A 16200-nucleotide genomic window follows, 5' to 3' on the forward strand; every position below is an offset into this window, starting at 1 on the left:
GAGGGTTGTGACGCCCCGCGGTTGACGACCATGAGGTCGATTTCGTGTTGACCCGAGTCACAAACCCCGAAGTTTCCGGAGCCAGCCACCGAGGACGGTATGCCGTAGCGGCCACGTCACCACCGACTCGATGAGCCTCAGGGCACTCTCCGGGAGGGACTGCGGCACTCGGGCGGGATCCATCAGGTCGTTCTCCGCGAACGGACTCGCGTCTGCGGCCACCATCGTGTCGGTGAGCGCCCGAAGTGATCGCCCGGTCCCTCGTAGCGCTTCGACAGTCGCCAAAAATGAACCGTGGCCTGCCATCTCGTCGCGGAAAGTATCGGCCGACACACCGAGGTGTTCGGCTACGAGCGTGTTTCGCACGTGCAGGATTTCCTCCTGCACCGCCGCGGAATCGTCACGCGTGGGCAGGGATTCGATCGCGATATCGCACTCGCTGTCGAAGCCCAACGACCTGTTGTTGAAGTTCGACGAGCCGATACGAAGTAACCGGCCGTCGATCACGAGGACCTTCGAGTGGATATAGACCGAGACGCCCCGGCCCGCCACCGGCCAGTAGACCACCAGCCGCGCGTGCTCGTCAGCCTCTTTGAGCATCCGGAGGAGTCGTTGGCGGGCACTGTCCATCGACTCTTGCTCCAGCCGGCTTTCTGAGCTGCGCGGAAGAACCATCACGACTTCTGGTCCGTCAGGCTCACGCAGTCGGGCAGCGATCGCTCCAGCGATTCGGCGCGACGCGAAGTACTGGTTCTCAAGGTAGATGACGTCGCGCGCGGCGGCGATGGCCGCGAGATCGAGCGCCTCGACTTCCCGGACTTCGCTGCGGCCCTGCAGCCGGGGAAGCGTGCGTGCCACCCCGACCTCGACTTTGCGCAGACCGGGGATGAGCCCATCGGGCCAGGCGGGCGGCGACGACTTCACTGGCGGCAATGCCTGTCCGGTCGCCGCCTCCCACCGGTCTCGGGCCTGTTCGGCAAGTACAGCCGCTGCGGCGCCGTCCATCGCGGCCATCACTTCGTGGCGGGGGCCGTAGGCGCCGCCGAAGCCGGTCCGGCGGCGGTCGGCGGGGAGGTGCTCGGAGGTATCCCACCGCCCAAGCGTCAGATCCAGCCCGCCGCAGAACGCCACGGCGTCGTCGATGACCACGATCTTCTGGTGGTGCACCGCACCGGTGGGGTGCGCGCCATCGACGGCGAAATGCATACGCGCCGAGGTGAATTGGTTGAGCACACTAACCGGGGTCACGCCGAACCAGAACCCGTCGAACGCGGGAAGGAGGCGAAGGTTGGACTTGAGCAGGTACACGTTGAGTCCGCGACGCCGCTCGAGCAGCCAATGCAGGAACGGTCCGAGGTGGTTAGGCCCGTCCAGAGTCTTCCCGCCGCGTTCGAAGGCGGTTCGGTAGTCGAGGTCCCAGCCGACGACGACGATCCGGTGCCGGGCCCGCAACATGGCGGCCTTGAGGTGCCGCAGGTAGTCCGCGCCGTCGATGATCGCGGCAAAGCGGTCGGCTTCCGCCGTGCGCCAACACGTGTCGCCGGGCACCAGCAGCGACTTCTCACCAGCCGGTTCGACGGGTCCCACGGACTTTCTCCTGTTCTGGGATTCGCGGTGTACTCCAGTGCGCATCTCGTGCAATCTTCCCCCATACCCACTCCGTCGGGTTGGCCCGTAAGAAACTTGTCACGGCGGCCATCACCGATGGTGATGGGTCTCTCCCGATCGCGTGTCTGCGCTTGTCGCAGCGAATCCGGCCACAGCACAGACTATTTCGGCTGGGCAACCTGGGTGACCCGAGCCGGCCGGTCGGTTAAACTGGCTGTCGCGACCCCGATTCCGGGTGTTGGCGGACGAGGGAGCAGTACCCGCCCAGGACAAGACTGACTCGCAGGAGGAGTCTGGTCATGGCATGGGTGATTCTGGTGCTCTCCGGAATTCTGGAAGCCGTCTGGGCCGTAGCGCTGGGGGAGTCACGCGGTCTGCGCCGACGGGTGCCGACCGCGGTATTCGTCCTCGCGCTCATCGGCAGCATGATCGGCCTCGCCTCGGCGATGGGCACAGTGCCGACCGGTACGGCCTATGCGGTCTGGGTCGGCATCGGCGCGTCACTGACCGTGCTCTGGGCGATGGTCCGGCGACACGAGGCGGCGACCGTGGGCCGTCTGTTGATGCTTGTGCTGCTGGTGGGTTCGGTCGTCGGACTCAAGGTGGTGAGCTAGCCGTGGCGTGGTCGGTCCTGCTCGTCAGCGCCGTACTGGAGGCGGTCTGGGCCACCGCGCTGGGTGAGATCGACAACTTCACCAATCCACGGGCCACTGCGGTATTCGTGATGGCACTCGTGTTCAGCATGTTGGGCCTGGCGATGGCGACGAAAACCATTGCCATCGGTACCGCCTATGCCATCTGGACCGGCTTGGGAGCGGCGCTGACGGTCGGCTTCGCGATCGTCACCGGCGCCGAGCCGGTGAGCGTGCCGAAGTTGCTGTGCCTGGCGGGCATCATCGTGGCGGTTGTCGGTCTCAAGGTGCTGCCGGGACATTCCGGCGCCGGCCGCGGTTTGGTACGTGTGACCCGCCCCACACCCGGGGTACACCGGCGACATGACCAACACTGATTCGCGCCCAGCGGCCGTCCGCCGGCAAGCGCAGCGACACGCTGACCAGGCCCGACGCAAGATGGAGCAGCGACGGGCGGAGACCGCGGACGGCGGCGTCAGCGGTTGGCTCAACGAGCGCACTGGGCAGTGGGATCTCAGTGGGCAGGACGAAACCACGATGCAACGCCAGAAGTACCTGTGGAACTTCTTGGTGGACCACTGGTTCCGGATGGAGTTCGACGGCTGGGAGAACCTGCCCGACCCGCCTGTGTTGCTGGTCGGTATCCACTCCGGGGCCCCGTTCGTCTGGGATGCCTGGACGGTCGGGGTGCAGTGGTGGCGCCGGTTCGGTCAGGAGCGCACTCTGCACGGCACTGCGCACGATGCGCTGATGGCGATGCCGGTGATCGGCCGGTACTTCCGGGCCATGGGGGTCCTGCCGGCCGCGCCCGATTCGATGGCCACGGCGTTGGCCGAGGGCCACGATGTGGCGGTCTGGCCGGGCGGTGAGGTGGACTCGCTGCGGCCGTGGAGCGAGCGTGACGTCGCGAACCTGGCGGGCCGCGCCGGATTCGTGCGCATGGCGATCAAGGCGGGGGTACCGATCGTGCCGATCGCAACCGTCGGGGGAGCCGATGCGATGCCGGTACTCATCCGCGGCGACGGGCTCTCGCGAGCCCTGCGGCTGGATAAGATGTTGCGGCTCAAGGTGTTTCCGCTCGCCGTCTCCCTTCCGTGGGGTATCGCGCCGGCCGCTCTGCCGCAGTTGCCGCTGCCCGCGAAGATCCGCACCCGGCTGATGCCGGCGGTGGAGGTCGACCACGACCCGTCCCGCGCCGAGGACGACGACTACGTCGAGCAGAAGTACCGAGAGGTGCAGGACAGCATCCAGAGCGGCATGGATGCGCTGGCCCGTAAGCGGGCGCTGCCGTTGTTCGGGTAACTCGCTCAAGCGAACATGATGGCGGCGATGCGATCGGCTATGACATCGACGATTGCTTTCGTCGCCGGGTCCTCGGCAGCCTCGTAGCGGTCGAGGGCGGCGTCGTACCGTGCGCCGGCTATCGAGCCGTGGTCGGCCTCGAGTTCGACGATGTCCACCGGCCAGTCGTTCGCGTGGAGCGCCGCCGCGAACTCGGTGGCGACGGAGGTCGGGACGACGTCGTCCGCGGTCCCGGAGAACAGCGTGAACGGGGTGCGTACGGCGTCGCCGGTGATGCCGTCCAGGACCGGGCTGCCAGAGATCGGATCGTCGACCATGAACGCTCCGGCGAGGCAGATTGCATGCGCCACCGACACCTGAAACTCCACTGCTCGCAAGGTCAGACCCGCTGCGGCAGCGCCGCCCAAGGACCACCCGATGACGACCAGCGCGCTGTTGCTGCCGCGCGAGCGTGCAAAGTCGATCGAGCTCAACAGGTCCGCGCGACCGCCATCCCCGGCGTGGGAGTCCCAGTCCGGGGCCACGACGCAGATCCCGCGCTCGGCGAGTGCCTGGGCGAGAACGCGCACCGCTGCACGGGAGTCGGTTTGGGTACCGTGCCATAGCAGCGCGACCGGGTCGGGCGCCCCGCCATACACATCGGCCCGGCGCCCCGGGGCGTACTCGACGACGTCCACGGGCTCACTCCGACGAATGCGGCGTAGGGCTCTGCGACGATTCCCACTTGGCTTCCAACGATCGCTTGACCGTTGTGCCGGAAGAAATTTCGAGGTCGAAGGTCTCGCCGTCGTCGTCCTCGAAGGTGATCAGAAAGCCGGAGTCGACGGTGTCTTTGTGCACCACCTTGTAGTCCCGTTCGCCGGAGCCCAGGTCCAGAGCAACGATGTCACCCGGCGCGACGGCATCAATGCGCCCATCGGAGTCGGTCATGAGTGCTTCTCGATGTAGGAGTCGGCATCCTTGTCGCGAGTATCGATCCCGTCGATCGACTCCCGCTCGGCGTAGAACTGCAACCACTTCATGCCGAGTTCATGGCGCAACTCCAAGGTCGCACTCTTGATGAAGTCCGGCATGGCCTCGCGCTCTTCCTCGTCGAGGTGTTCGCCGTTCTCCTTACGCGCCGCGAAGACAGCCTCGAACCATTCCGTCGTCCCTGGCTTGTGCCTACGCGACTCACGCACCGCATCACGGATCGCGTTGTGGTCGGTGATGGCGTCTTCGGTCTCGTCTCGAGGATCGCCCTCCGGGTTGCCCGGGTCGTCGTCGCCACCGTGCTTGAGCAGGGCCGGATAGAAGACGGTCTCTTCGGCGTCGGCATGGGCGTCGAGCCGTGCACTGAGCGTCGTCCAGATGGCGGCCAGCTCGTCGTGGGACGTGGCATCGTCGAGCCGGAAGAACTGACGTCGCAGCCAGTCATGATCGGCGTAGATGAGATCGATGATGTCGGACATGGGCAACAGTTGCCCCACCCGTCGCTGATCGAAACGCCCGCGAGTGGGAATGCGGGGCCGGAGGTGCGTGCACGCTACCGGCCCGCGCCGGAGGCGGCCACCCTCCGGGTCAGGTAATCGATCTGAAGGTGAATGGCGTACAGCACCATTGCGGGCAACACGATGAACGGGATGTTCTCGCCGACGAACTTGAACCAGAGCCCGAACGCACCCTGCCCGATGTCTTTGAAGCCGGCGCCCACCTCGGAGATGAAGTAGACGGCGGTGCTGCTCATCAGCACCGCGATACCGGCGAAGGCCACCCACAGGGACTGGATGCGCTTCTCGATCGGAAGTGAGTGCCGGACCAGCCGGGTCCACATGAGGATGACGACGATGCCGGTGATGACCCCGACCACCTCGAGGGCGAAGGTCCACGGGTTGCCGCTGGCGTAGCGGGTGTCGGCGAGGCCGTACTGCCACCACAGCCATTTGATGCCCGGATCGTTGGTGGGTGTCCACCATCCCAGCGGATGGCCGATGAGGAACACCAGTTCGTAGCAGATCTGGCTGAATGCGGTGTACGGCAGGTAGAACAGCGTGAGTTCGGCCGCCTTCTCCTCCCGCAGGCGAACTTCGCCGGGCGCATCCCACAGCAGCACGAGGGGAATGAGGATTGCCGGAATGCCGAACAACAGGTTGGCGATCACGTCGGAGGTGAACGTCGGTTCGATCAGGCCCGTTCCGACCCCGATCGTCATGCCGACGAACACCAGCCCGGTGAACAGCGCGGTGGCCAGGTACATCCGCACCCGGTGCGGCGCCCACGGACTGACGAGGTTCGGCTCGCGCTCAACAACATTGGTCATAGGGTGTCCTCATCGCCGATGATGGGGTCGCGTGCTGGAATTAATCCCGAACGGGAAATTATCACGCGTCGACGGTGCTTGGCGTGGAAAGGCTCGGTGTGCAGGAGTCAGCGGCGCCCCGGCAGCGCGGGCGGCCACGGCAGATCACCCGCGAACGCATTGTGTCCGCGGCCCGATCGTTGGCGTTCGATGAGCTGACCATGCAGGCAGTCGCCGATGTGCTCGGCGTGGATCCCAAAGCTCTCAACTATCACGTGGGTGATCGGGAAGCCCTGCGCGAGCTGGTCGCCGTTGATGCGTTCGCCCTGGAGCTGAGCCGCATCGACATGCCAGCCGGCGGCGACTGGCGCGACGTCCTGCGCCGCTACGCCACCGCCCTTCGTGACGCCACTGTCACGCTCGGCGAACTAGTGACCTATTTTCGGCTGCCCGCCAGCGGTATCGGAGCGCTCGAACCTGTCGAGCGCGTTCTGCGGGGCCTCGTCGACGCAGGCTTCTCGCTTGCGGAGTCCGGCCACATCCTTCGTCTGGTCAGCGAGCTGGGCCACGCCGCGGGGCGGGAAGCGGTCTTTCTGTCCAGAAGCCGCGAGCATCCGTACGTCGCGGACGTCGCGGCTGCTCTGAATACCACTGCTGCGGAGTCCTTTCCACTGCTGCGCGAAGTGGTGGCCGGGCGCGACGCCGCACCTGACGACGGACAACAGCTGGAATTCAGCCTGGACGTGCTCATCACCGGATTGGCGGCGAAGCTGTCTGCGCGGTGACGCCGCAGCGACCGTTCCCGCGGTCCGTCCGACGCGACAGTGGCAATGTGGTCGGTATGGAATTCGGCATCTCCACCTTCGTCAATGACGACACCATCGACACCGTCTCACTCGCCCGGGCAATCGAAGAGCGGGGCTTTCACGCACTCGCCATAGCCGAGCACACGCATATCCCGGCCAGTCGGGAATCCGCCTACCCGCAGGGTGGTGACCTGCCGTCGGTGTATTACCGCACCCTGGACCCGTTCGTCACCCTCGCCGCAGCCGCCGCAGTGACCTCCAGCATCGAGCTGATCACCGGGATCGCGCTGCTCATCCAGCGCGACCCGATCACCACCGCCAAGGAGGCGGCCAGTATCGACCTCATCTCCGGTGGCCGGTTCGTGTTCGGTGTCGGCGCCGGGTGGAACCTCGAGGAGATGCGCGATCACGGCACCGATCCGAAGACGCGTGGTGCGCTGTTGGACGAACGCATCGAAGCCATCAAGGCGCTGTGGACCGACGAACCGGCCGAGTACCACGGCAAGTTCGTCGACTTCGAGCCCTCATACGCGCGTCCCAAGCCGGTTCAGAAACCGCATCCGCCGATCGTGATCGGTGGCGACTCGGACGCGACGGTCAAGCGAATCATCCGCCACCAGGCGGGGTGGATCTCCAATCCGCTGCCCGTCGAACGGCTGACCAAGCGCATCGAGCAGATCCGGTCGGGTGCTGGTCACGATGTGCTGTTGACGACGTTCGGCACGCCGATCGATCTCGACTACTGGCAGGCGCTTGACGGCCTCGGCTACCGCCAGGCGAATCTTCTGCTCCCGACTAAGTCGCGAGACGACGCGCTGCGCCTGCTCGACGACTACGCCCGGAAGGTTGCTCAGTTCCGGGGCTAGCTTGTCTGTGATCCGCTGTTGTGGAGTCCGGTCCGGTACCGTACGGTCAATCTAGTTGATAAGCCCCCTTGGGAACGTTGTACCGTCCGCGCCTGTCGCCGCTCATGAAAGGGTCACGGATGCAGCGGGTTTCGCTCGGTCGGCGGCTCAGCCAACGCTGGATGCTGCTGGTGGCGGTCGTGGTTGTCGCGGTGGCAGGTTTTGCTGTGTATCGGCTGCACGGCATCTTCGCCTCCCACGACGTCACCTCCACCCCGAGCGGAGCGGGCAACGACATCGTCCCGTTCAACCCCAAGCATGTGGTGCTGGAGGTCTTCGGCCCGCCGGGCACCGTCGCGACCATCACCTACCTGGACGTCAACGCGCAGCCACAACGCGCAGATGCCGTCACGCTGCCGTGGGCGTATGACACGACCACCACCCAGCCCGCCGTCTTCGTCAACGTCTCCGCGCAAGGTGACAGCGACTCGATCGGCTGCCGCATCAAGATCGATGACGTCGTCAAGGACGAGCGCACTGTGAATACGCTGAACGCCTTCACGTATTGCCTGGACAAGTCGGGATGACCCACCGGATTCCCGACTTCATCCGCCGGTACTCGGTTCTCATCGCTGTGTTCTGGCTGGGCCTTGCGGTGATGACCAATGTCTTCGTCCCGCAGCTCGAAACCGTCGCCGAGTCCCACAACGTCTCGCTGAGCCCGCAGGACTCGCCGTCGCTGCTGGCCGCCAAACGGATCGGCAAGGTTTTCGGCGAATTCGACTCCGACAGTTCGGCGATGATCGTCCTGGAAGGCGACCAGCCGCTCGGCGCCGAAGCCCATCACTACTACGACGGCCTGATCAAGAAGCTGCAGCAGGACACCAAGCACGTTCAGCACATCCAGGACTTCTGGGGTGACCCGCTGACCGCCGCCGGCTCGCAAAGCGCCGACGGCAAGGCGGCGCTGGTTCAGCTGTACCTAGCCGGCAACCAGGGCGAATCGCTGGCCAACGAATCGGTCGACTCGGTACGCAACATCGTCAACAACACCCCGCCACCGCCGGGCCTCAAGGTCTACGTCACCGGCGCCGCGCCGCTGGTGACCGACCAGTTCGAGGTCGGCAGGCACGGCACATTGAAGACCACGCTGATCACCATCGGTGTGATCGCGGTGATGCTGTTCTTCCTGTACCGACGGCTCACCACGGTGTTCTTCGTGATTTTCACGGTGATGATCGAGCTGACCGCGTCACGGGGGTCGGTGGCCGTGCTCGCGAACGCCGGGATCATCCAACTGTCGACGTATTCGACAAACCTGTTGACGCTGTTGGTGATCGCTGCCGGAACCGACTACGCGATCTTCCTCCTCGGCCGCTTTCATGAAGCCCGCTACGCCGGGCAGGACCGAGTCTCGGCGTACAACTCGATGTACCACGGCACCGCGCACATCATCCTCGGGTCAGGCCTGACGATCGCCGGAGCGGTGTTGTGCCTGACTTTCACCCGGCTGCCGTACTTCAACAGCCTGGGAGTTCCGGCCGGCATCGGCGTGCTCGTCGCCGTGGTGGCGGCGCTGACGCTGGCTCCGGCGCTGTTGGTCATCGGTCGCCACTTCGGTCTGTTCGAGCCCGCCCGCCCGATGCGCACCCAGGGCTGGCGGCGGATCGGTACCGCGATCGTGCGCTGGCCCGGGCCGGTGCTGGTGGTGACGGTCGCCATCGCGCTGATCGGTCTGATCGCGCTGCCCGCCTACAAGACCAGCTACGACGCCCGCGGGTACATGCCGGCCAGTGCGCCGGCGAATGTCGGATACACCGCAGCCGAACGCCACTTCTCCCAGGCCAGGCTCAATCCCGAGCTGCTGATGATCGAGACCGACCACGATCTGCGCAACCCCACCGACATGATCCTGTTGGAGCGCGTCGCGAAGGCGGTCTTCCACACCGAGGGCATCGCGCAGGTGCAGTCGATCACCCGCCCGCTGGGAACGCCCCTGGACCACACGTCGATCCCGTTCCAGATCAGCGCCGGAAGTGCCTCGCAGATCAACAATCTGCCGTTCCAACAGGCCCGCGGGGAGGACCTGCTCAAGCAGGTCGACGTGATCAACAACTCGATCGACATCCTGCGCCAGCAGTACGCGCTGCAGCAGCAGTCCAGCGCCGTCACCGACGAGCAGACCAAGGCGTTTCAGGACACCGTCGCCACCGCTCAGGACCTGCGCAACAAGATCGCCAACTTCGACGATTTCTTCCGCCCGCTGCGCAGCTACTTCTATTGGGAGCCACACTGTTACGACATCCCGGTCTGCGCTGCGCTGCGGTCGCTGTTCGACGCGTTGGACGGCATCGACGCGCTCACCGATCAGCTGGGCAACGTCGCGGGCAGTATCGCCAAACTCGATGCGCTGCAACCCAAGCTGCTGGCGTTGATTCCTCCACAGATCGCAAGCCAGCAGACCAATCGTGATCTCACCCTGACCAATTACGCCACCACCTCGGGGATCAACGACCAGTCGCAGGCCGCGCTGCAGAATTCGACGGCGCTGGGCCAGGCGTACGACGCATCCAAGACCGACGACTCGTTCTACCTGCCGCCGGAGGCGTTCACCAATCCCGAGTTCGTGCGCGGTATGAAGTTGTTCCTGTCGCCGGATGGCAAAGCAGCGCGGATGATCATCACCCATGATGGCGATCCCGCTACGCCGGAAGGCATTTCGCACATCGACAGAATCCGGCACGCTGCGCAGGAAGCCGTCAAAGGTACGCCGCTGGCCGGTTCGAAGATCTATCTCGCGGGGACGGCTGCCACCTACAAAGACATCCAGGACGGCGCCGAGTACGACCTCATGATCGCCGGGATCGCGGCGCTGAGCTTGATCCTGCTCGTGATGATGTTCATCACCCGCAGCATTGTCGCCGCGTTCGTGATCGTCGGCACGGTGGCGTTGTCCCTCGGTGCCTCGTTCGGGCTGTCGGTGCTGATCTGGCAGGACATCTTTGGCATACATCTGTTCTGGATCGTGCTGGCGCTGGCCATCATTCTGTTGTTGGCCGTCGGATCGGACTACAACCTGCTGCTGATCTCCCGGTTCAAGGAGGAGATCCACGCCGGCCTGAACACCGGCATCATCCGGGCGATGGCCGGATCGGGTGCGGTGGTGACCGCGGCAGGTTTGGTGTTCGCCGCGACGATGGCGTCATTCATCTTCGCCGACTTGCGGATCCTCGGTCAGATCGGGACGACGATAGCCCTGGGCCTGCTGTTCGACACGCTTATTGTGCGGTCTTTCATGACACCCGCGGTTGCGGCGCTACTCGGCCGATGGTTCTGGTGGCCGCTGAAAGTGCGTCCCCGGCCCGCCAGCCAGATGCTTCAGCCCTATGGCACCCGCCAGTCGGTCCGCCAGTTGCTGTTGTGGGAGGACGACGACGTGATAGCCAAAGCACCGGACTGACGAAAGTCAGTTGTTACCAACGGAAGTGAGCCGGTCGGTGTCGTCGTTCTCCGACACCGGGATGTCTCGCAGCTTGCTTTTCATCCCGGCGACCCGACGCAACTGGGCGGCCATGTTCATCGATGTGAGCATCGGGATGCCGCCGATGAATGTCCGAAACGACGGGTTACCGCCGTCGAGGTGCAGCATGAACAGGCAGCCCACCACGTAGAAGAACCCGATGGTGAACAGCGCCGCGGGAATGGCGTATGCCAGCGGTGATCGAGCGTCGGCGACCAGCTCGCTGGCGTAATCGAATTCGTCCTGCGACAGCGGTTCCCGCTTGCGCACCTTGGCCAGCACCCTCTTGTGGGCGCCCACCTGGTCGCCCATCGGATGAGACGTTCGGCGCTCCAGGCGTGCGATATAGACGAATACGCAAGTGGCGAAGACGATCTCCAGCACAGCGGCAAGAATCGTGAGGTCACCCCAGGGGCCAAGGTTCATGTAGGCGCTCCTCTTCTGCACGCGCGAATACCACAGAAACGTTACCCGATCTAGCGGGATGCGGCTTCGGGCCGGCCTAGCTACCCGCGGCGCGGGCCCGGTCCCGGCGGCGTTTGTTGTACATGGCCTGGTCGGCATGTTCGAGGACACCGTCGATCGAACGTCCGTCACCGGTGCGGTGGGCGGCGAAGCCGATGGTCAGGCGCGCCAGTACCTGCCTATCGTCGGCGACGGTCACCGGCGTGCTCTCCAGCTGGTCGGTGATCCGATCGGCCAGGCGGGCCAGCTCCCAGTCGTTGACGGAATCGGTTATCACCAGGAATTCGTCACCGCCCCAACGAGCCACCGTGTCGTCATCATCCGCCGCCGCTCGCAGGCGGGCGGCGACCTCGACGAGGAGCCGGTCCCCGGCACGGTGGCCGTACTGGTCGTTGACGTTCTTGAAGCGCTCGATGTCGCAGAACAGGATGCCGTAACCCCGCCCGCTGACGTCGAGTTGCTCGAGCCGGCTCCAGCCGGCGGACCGATTTGCGACCCCGGTGAGGGGATCGGTCGCTGCCTGGCGAGCCAAGTCCGCCTCGCGAATCCGATCCGCGGTCACATCGACGATCTGAGAAACGAAGTAGCGTGGCTGGCCTCGCGGAGCGTTCACGACGACAACGGTCAGCGCGCCCCACACGATGCGTCCGTCGGCGGCGATATAGCGTTTGTCGATGCGGTAGGAACGCCGCCGCCCTTCCAGGCATTCGGTGAGAAGCGCAACGTCGGCGTCGAGATCGTCGGGGTGGGTGATCTCCTGAAATGTCAGTTCGGCCAGTTCACGTTTGGTGTAGCCGAGCATGTTCCGCAGGGCGCGGTTGGTGCGCAGAAATGTTCCGTCCAAGCCGACGACAGCCATGCCGATCGGCGAATGAGCGAGTGCGAGTTCAAATCGTCTCTCTCCCAACAAGTCCACCGCCGTCGGCAACAGGTCGGTCGATGCCGCGGCCGGCGCAGGCGGAAATCCGTGCACGAGAGGGCGTGGCCGGCTGAGGTAGTAGCCTTGCGCCGAACTGATGCCCACCGAGTTGACGGCGTCGAGTTCACCTTGTGTCTCAACGCCTTCGGCGATCACCGTCGCGCCCATCTGTCCGGCGAGTTCGGCGATGGCGTGTGCCAGCCGACGCCGGGCGTCGTCGACGTCGATGTGACGGGTGATCGACTGGTCGATCTTGACGAATTCCGGACCCAACTCCAATACGTGGGAGAAGGAGGAGAATCCGGCGCCGACGTCGTCGACCGCCACCCGGACGCCCCGGGCGCGGCACGGCTCCAGTGCCTCATCGAGCGCGCCGTAGTCCAGGACAGCGTCATGTTCGGTGAGCTCCAAGACAATTCGCGACGGGTCGACATCCGCCAGCATCTGAGTCAACGGAGCGACCAGCGCCGCGGCCGGGGAGATGTTCACTGCGACGAAAACGTCCTCGGGAAGTTGCGGCATCATTGAGATGACGCGCGCCACGATCGCGGTCTCCAATTCGATACCGAGGCCGAGCAGTGCCGCCTGGGCCAGGAATCCGTCGGGACGAAACGGTTCACGGGGGAAGCGGGCCAACGCTTCCACACCCACCACCTTGCCGGTCGCCACGTCGTGAACCGACTGGAACACCACTTCGAAGTCACGCTGGTACACCACCCGGCGTATCGACGCGCGTTGCGCGGCGGTGGTGTCGCGACCACTGTCCGGGGATTCGATCAACGTGCCGATGAGTTCGGCGATCTGTTTGACTATGCGCAGGTCGACATCGGCGAGATATGGCTTGGCGTCGCGGCTGACTGCACACACCATGCCGACCGTGCCGCCATTGCGGTTGAGCACCGGCACACCGACGTAGGCGCCCAACCCGAACTCGCTGGTGATGGGCAGGCCGTCGGTGGTCTGGTTGGCGCGGGTATCGGGGATGATTCCGGGCAGTCGCCCGTCGATGACGCGCACACAATACGAATCGAACAGCGACGCGCGGTCGCCCGAGGACAATCCCATCGCGTCGGCGTCGCCGTCGAGGACCTCGAAGGTCTGGACACCGTCACGAAACGACGACAGCCACGCCGTCTCCAGTCCGAGCCGGTTCCGTAGCAGCCCCAGCAACGTACGGACCAATTCGACGGGGAGCTCGGCCCCGTGTTCTGCGAGCGGCTCGTCGACCCCGTCGAACCCCATAGCCACCAGTAGACCGCACCACCGGTAAATCTGCACTGGAATGCCACTGTCGGTAAGACAGTTTGCCGAGGCGTCATATTGCGTGACTTGCGGACGGCGTCTTCTGGGCGACCCCCGACCGGGCGCAGCTCGTCGTACTGCGAAACATGAGTCTGTGGCGGGGTTCCGGATCGAACTTCCGTTCAGCCCATCCGATGTGCACGCTTACCGGACGCGACGGGTGTGCGGTCGATAATCTGCACCTTGCGTTTGCGCCGTCGTGTGAACGCACCGCACCGCACCGACAGAACGGAACGCAGTGAGACTGCTCATCGGATACCTGGCCACCCCCGGCGGCGCCGACGCGTTGGCCCTGGGCGTGCGGTTGGCCAGGACACTCGGCGCCGAACTGGAGATCTGCTCGGTGCTGCCGGTTCCCATTCCGCTTGACTCCGAATATCAGAGCGAACTCGCCACCCAGGCCACGCAGTGGCTGCGTGAGGCCCAGAAGTCGGTGCCGGACGACGTCACCGCGCACATCCACGTGAGCTTCCACGAATCGTTCGCCGAGGGCATCAGCCGGGAAGCCGAGCGGCTGGAGGTGGCCGCGATCGTCGTCGGCGGATCGGGTGGCTTTGCCGCCGGATTCACCCTGGGCTCGGTCGTGAACGAGCTGTTGCATTCGGCTCCTGTCCCCGTGGCCGTCGCCCCGCGCGGCACCCGGCACTCCGATGTCGAACGCGTCCGCAGCATCACGTGTGGGGTTGGCACCCGGCCTGGCGCCGAGCATCTGCTCGACCTCGCGGTACGCGTCAGCACTGCCGCAGGAGTTCCGTTGCGGCTGGTGTCGTTGGTCGCGCTCGACCACTACGGCTCACGAAACAAAGTCAGCGCCGACGCGACGCGCCAACAGGCACTCGACCACGCCGCCGCGATTCTGGCGGCCGCCGAGGCGTCGCTGCCCAAGGGGTTTCCGGTCACCGTGGTGGTCGCCGACGGCGCCACGGTCGAGGCGGCGGTGGAGAAGCTCGACTGGCGCGACGGCGATCTCATCATCGTCGGCTCCAGCCGGCTGGCTCAACCGAGACGACTGTTCCTCGGCTCGACGGCGGCGAAGATGATGCGGGTTCTGCACGTGCCCCTCGTCGTCGTCCCGGGGCCTGACGCCGCCACCGACCACTAGGAAGGCAAACAACTTGTCGCAAAACGCTTCTCCGCCGAGATCGCACCTCTCGAGGTCGCTCGGATTGTGGGCCGTCGTCGGGCTCGGTTTGGGCTACATGACCCCCATGACGGTCTTCGATACGTTCGGGATCGTCTCGGGCGAAACGAATGGGGTGGTACCGCTCGCCTACATCGTCGCTTTGGTCGCGATGGTGTTCACCGCGATCAGCTATGGCCGGATGACCCGGGTCTACCCGTCGGCGGGTTCGGCCTACACCTACGCATCGGAGACCATCCACCCGAACTTCGGCTTCGTGGTCGGATGGTCCTCGCTGCTGGACTATCTGCTGCTCCCGATGGTCAACGCCGTCATCGCCCGCATCTACTTCGAGTCGTTCTTTCCGTCCGCGCCGTCGTGGGTCTTCGTGCTGGTGTACGTCGCCTCCATCACCGGGCTGAATTACCTGAGTATGAAAGGAACCTCGCGCGTCAACGGAATCCTGGTGGTGTTCCAGGTCGTCCTCATCGGGGCCTTCCTGGTCTTGGCAACAATGGCGCTGAGCAAGGGCATGGGCGCGGGGACGATCTTCACTCTCGATCCGCTCGTGCACGAGGGGGTCCAGATGCAGGCCGTCGTCGCCGGCGCGACCGTCGTCTGCTTTTCGTTCATCGGCTTCGATGCGATCACGATGTACGCGGAGGAGGCGAAATCGCCGGACATCGTGCCGCGGGCAATTGTGCTGGCGCTGCTCATCGGTGGCGGCATTTTCTTCGCTGCGGCGTGGTTCAGCCAGTCTGTGTTCCCGACCCTCGACGGGTTCGAGGTCACCGATGACACGCTGCCCGAGATGGCGCTGAAGGTCGGCGGCATGTTGTTCAAGGTGTTCTTCGTGTCAGCCGCCCTGGCCGCGGTGGTGGCGTCGAGCCTTGCGTCGCACGCCAGCGTCGCGCGAATGATCTACGTGATGGGCCGCAACGGCAGGGGGCGATTCGGGCGGTTCCTGTCCTACATCCACCCGCGGTTCCTCACCCCTACCCACGCCGTCATCATCGTCGGCGTCGTGTCACTGCTCGCAGTGAAATTCACCCTGGAATTCGCCTCGTCGATGATCAACTTCGGTGCCCTCATCGCATTCACGGTGGTGAATCTGACGATCATCGTGCTGTTCGCGTTCCGCCTGAAGCGCCGTCGCACCCCGAAGGAGATCGCCACCAACATCGTGCTGCCGGCGATCGGCATGGCGCTCACCGGGGCGCTGTGGGTCAACCTGCATTTCGATGCGCTGCTGTACGGCGGCATCTGGTTGGCGATCGGGATCGCGGTGTTGGTCTACCTGACCAAGGGTTTCCGTGACCAGCTGACCATGCGGATCGAAGACGAGACCTTGACCGAGGAGGGCGCCACGGTCCCGGACTTCAAGCACTAGACCACCGGGGGTC

General features: G+C 65.0%; 16 protein-coding genes and 1 riboswitch. Of the genes, 9 read left to right on the forward strand and 7 right to left on the reverse strand.

Features of this window, described 5'->3' with window-relative positions; all coding sequences use genetic code 11:
* Positions 1 to 57 precede the first annotated feature (57 nt).
* Complete coding sequence (locus tag BST42_RS06860) at positions 58 to 1632, reverse strand: phospholipase D-like domain-containing protein (protein WP_083117784.1); 1575 nt, start codon at positions 1630 to 1632, stop codon at positions 58 to 60.
* Between the two features lie 193 nt (positions 1633 to 1825).
* A riboswitch (guanidine-III (ykkC-III) riboswitch) is annotated at positions 1826 to 1893 on the forward strand.
* A 14-nt stretch (positions 1894 to 1907) separates the two neighbouring features.
* Here BST42_RS06860 and BST42_RS06865 point away from each other — a divergent pair.
* From BST42_RS06865 to BST42_RS06875, 3 genes are read left to right on the forward strand one after another with little or no spacing between them, the layout of a single operon-like run.
* Positions 1908 to 2222 (forward strand): DMT family transporter, encoded by a 315-nt coding sequence (locus BST42_RS06865; RefSeq protein WP_083117785.1) that lies wholly within the window; start codon positions 1908 to 1910, stop codon positions 2220 to 2222.
* A 2-nt stretch (positions 2223 to 2224) separates the two neighbouring features.
* The gene (locus BST42_RS06870; protein WP_083117786.1) at positions 2225 to 2617 is read left to right on the forward strand and encodes a DMT family transporter; all 393 of its coding nucleotides are present in this window, start codon (positions 2225 to 2227) and stop codon (positions 2615 to 2617) included.
* Positions 2604 to 3542, forward strand: a complete 939-nt coding sequence (locus BST42_RS06875; protein ID WP_083117787.1) for a lysophospholipid acyltransferase family protein — start codon at positions 2604 to 2606, stop codon at positions 3540 to 3542. The genes BST42_RS06870 and BST42_RS06875 overlap by 14 nt, the downstream gene beginning before the upstream one ends.
* 5 nt (positions 3543 to 3547) lie before the next feature.
* On the opposite strand, the gene BST42_RS06880 is transcribed toward BST42_RS06875, so the two are convergent.
* The 4 genes from BST42_RS06880 to BST42_RS06895 all read right to left on the reverse strand — a co-directional run bounded on the left by BST42_RS06880 (position 3548) and on the right by BST42_RS06895 (position 5841).
* Positions 3548 to 4219, reverse strand: coding sequence for an alpha/beta hydrolase family protein (locus BST42_RS06880; RefSeq protein ID WP_083117788.1), 672 nt, complete (start codon positions 4217 to 4219; stop codon positions 3548 to 3550).
* Between the two features lie 4 nt (positions 4220 to 4223).
* A complete protein-coding gene (locus BST42_RS06885; protein WP_083117789.1) occupies positions 4224 to 4472 on the reverse strand; it encodes a hypothetical protein in 249 nt (82 codons plus the stop codon).
* Positions 4469 to 4993, reverse strand: coding sequence for a hemerythrin domain-containing protein (locus BST42_RS06890; RefSeq protein ID WP_083117790.1), 525 nt, complete (start codon positions 4991 to 4993; stop codon positions 4469 to 4471). The genes BST42_RS06885 and BST42_RS06890 overlap by 4 nt, the downstream gene beginning before the upstream one ends.
* A 74-nt stretch (positions 4994 to 5067) precedes the next feature.
* Positions 5068 to 5841 carry an emopamil-binding protein gene (locus tag BST42_RS06895; RefSeq protein WP_083117791.1) on the reverse strand — a complete coding sequence of 258 codons (774 nt, stop codon included), beginning with the start codon at positions 5839 to 5841 and terminating at the stop codon, positions 5068 to 5070.
* Positions 5842 to 5924: 83 nt separating this feature from the next.
* On the opposite strand from BST42_RS06895, the gene BST42_RS06900 reads away from it, so the two are divergent.
* From BST42_RS06900 to BST42_RS06915, 4 genes are all read left to right on the forward strand, one after another.
* The gene (locus BST42_RS06900; RefSeq protein ID WP_133057419.1) at positions 5925 to 6605 is read left to right on the forward strand and encodes a TetR/AcrR family transcriptional regulator C-terminal domain-containing protein; all 681 of its coding nucleotides are present in this window, start codon (positions 5925 to 5927) and stop codon (positions 6603 to 6605) included.
* Positions 6606 to 6661: 56 nt separating this feature from the next.
* Positions 6662 to 7492 carry an LLM class F420-dependent oxidoreductase gene (locus tag BST42_RS06905; RefSeq protein WP_083117918.1) on the forward strand — a complete coding sequence of 277 codons (831 nt, stop codon included), beginning with the start codon at positions 6662 to 6664 and terminating at the stop codon, positions 7490 to 7492.
* Between the two features lie 119 nt (positions 7493 to 7611).
* Complete coding sequence (locus tag BST42_RS06910) at positions 7612 to 8058, forward strand: MmpS family transport accessory protein (RefSeq protein ID WP_110918490.1); 447 nt, start codon at positions 7612 to 7614, stop codon at positions 8056 to 8058.
* The gene (locus tag BST42_RS06915; protein WP_083117793.1) at positions 8055 to 10931 is read left to right on the forward strand and encodes an MMPL/RND family transporter; all 2877 of its coding nucleotides are present in this window, start codon (positions 8055 to 8057) and stop codon (positions 10929 to 10931) included. Before BST42_RS06910 ends, BST42_RS06915 begins: the two co-directional genes overlap by 4 nt.
* 6 nt (positions 10932 to 10937) lie before the next feature.
* Here BST42_RS06915 and BST42_RS06920 read toward each other — a convergent pair whose 3' ends face one another.
* Positions 10938 to 11417, reverse strand: a complete 480-nt coding sequence (locus tag BST42_RS06920; protein WP_083117794.1) for a hypothetical protein — start codon at positions 11415 to 11417, stop codon at positions 10938 to 10940.
* Between the two features lie 76 nt (positions 11418 to 11493).
* Positions 11494 to 13617: an EAL domain-containing protein gene (locus tag BST42_RS06925; protein ID WP_083117795.1), complete on the reverse strand. Its 2124-nt coding sequence runs from the start codon at positions 13615 to 13617 to the stop codon at positions 11494 to 11496.
* 298 nt (positions 13618 to 13915) lie between these two features.
* Here BST42_RS06925 and BST42_RS06930 point away from each other — a divergent pair, with 298 nt between their 5' ends.
* Entirely contained in the window at positions 13916 to 14779 is an 864-nt protein-coding gene (locus tag BST42_RS06930; protein ID WP_083117796.1) for a universal stress protein, read from the forward strand.
* A 64-nt stretch (positions 14780 to 14843) separates the two neighbouring features.
* Positions 14844 to 16187 (forward strand): APC family permease, encoded by a 1344-nt coding sequence (locus BST42_RS06935; protein WP_083117797.1) that lies wholly within the window; start codon positions 14844 to 14846, stop codon positions 16185 to 16187.
* Positions 16188 to 16200 lie beyond the last annotated feature (13 nt).

It is taken from the genome of Mycolicibacterium rhodesiae (assembly GCF_002086695.1).
GTDB classification, from domain to species: domain Bacteria; phylum Actinomycetota; class Actinomycetes; order Mycobacteriales; family Mycobacteriaceae; genus Mycobacterium; species Mycobacterium rhodesiae.